Here is a 1,383-nt window from a genome sequence, read left to right on the forward strand (position 1 = left end):
GGGACTGTAAAACTAACGGCGGATCTGATGATCAAGGGAGACACGCTTGATGTCCGAGACCGCTGCGGAGACGCTGTCCATGAACGAACCGACATCCAAGCCCCACCGCGCAATGTCAGATGAGCAGTTGATCTCGATGCTGGTGGATCGAGCCCGCAGCGAGGGCCTGCAGTTGACTGGCGAGGGCGGTCTACTGCAGCAGTTGACCAAGCGGGTGCTGGAGTCCGCGCTGGAAGGCGAGATCACCGACCACCTCGGCTATGACCGGCACGACCCCGCCGGCAAGAACAGCGGCAACAGCCGCAATGGCACCCGCACCAAGACCGTGGTGACCGACGTCGGCCCGGTGGAGGTGCGGGTGCCGCGCGACGTCGCCGGCACCTTCGAACCCCAACTGGTGCGCAAGCGGCAGCGTCGGCTGTCGGGCGTGGATGAGATGGTCTTGTCGCTGTCGGCCAAGGGCCTGACCCATGGAGAGATCGCTGCTCACCTGGCCGAGGTGTACGGCGCCCAGGTGTCCAAGCAGACCATCTCCACCATCACCGACAAGGTCATGGACGGGATGGCCGAATGGCAGAACAGGCCGCTCGATCGCGTGTACCCGGTCGTGTTCGTGGACGCCATCAACGTCAAGATCAGGGATGGTCACGTCGCCAACCGGCCCATCTACCTGGTTATGGCCGTCACCGTCGAAGGTCACCGCGACATCCTGGGCATCTGGGCCGGCGACGGCGGCGAGGGCGCCAAGCATTGGCTGGCGGTGCTGACCGAGCTGAAGAACCGCGGTGTGGACGATGTGCTCATGCTGGTCTGCGATGGGCTCAAGGGCCTGCCGCAGGCGGTGGAGGCGGTCTGGCCCCGCACCATCGTCCAGACGTGTGTGATCCACCTGCTGCGCAACTCGTTCCGGTACGCGGCCCGCCAGGATTGGGACAAGATCGCGCGTGCGCTCAAGCCCGTCTACACCGCCCCGACCGAGGAGGCGTCGCTGGAGCGCTTCTATGAGTTCTCCGAGGTCTGGGGGCGCAAGTATCCGGCCATCGTGCGCCTGTGGGAGACCAGTTGGAGCGAGTTCGTGCCCTTCCTGGCCTTCGACGTCGAGATCCGCAAGGTCATCTGTTCCACCAACGCGATCGAGAGCGTCAACGCCCGCATTCGTAAGGCGGTGCGTGCCCGGGGCCACTTCCCGAACGAGACTGCGGCCTTGAAGTGTGTCTTCATGGCCTTGATGAGCCTGGATCCCACCGGCAAGGGCCGCAAGCGATGGACCATGCGCTGGAAGGCGCCGTTGAACGCCTTCCAGATCGCCTTCGAAGGCCGCCTTACCCCCGCCAACCTCTAACCACTTCAACAACCAAGATCAGCCGTTAAATTGACACTCCC

1 protein-coding gene is annotated in these 1,383 nt (G+C 64.1%); it reads left to right on the forward strand.

Going from position 1 to position 1,383, the window contains the following annotated elements:
- The first annotated feature begins 79 nt into the window (after positions 1 to 79).
- Positions 80 to 1,342, forward strand: a complete 1,263-nt coding sequence (locus DQ384_RS40175; RefSeq protein WP_425451557.1) for an IS256 family transposase — start codon at positions 80 to 82, stop codon at positions 1,340 to 1,342.
- Positions 1,343 to 1,383: the final 41 nt, after the last annotated feature.

The sequence above is a fragment of the Sphaerisporangium album genome, assembly GCF_003323745.1.
Classification (GTDB): Bacteria; Actinomycetota; Actinomycetes; order Streptosporangiales; family Streptosporangiaceae; genus Sphaerisporangium; species Sphaerisporangium album.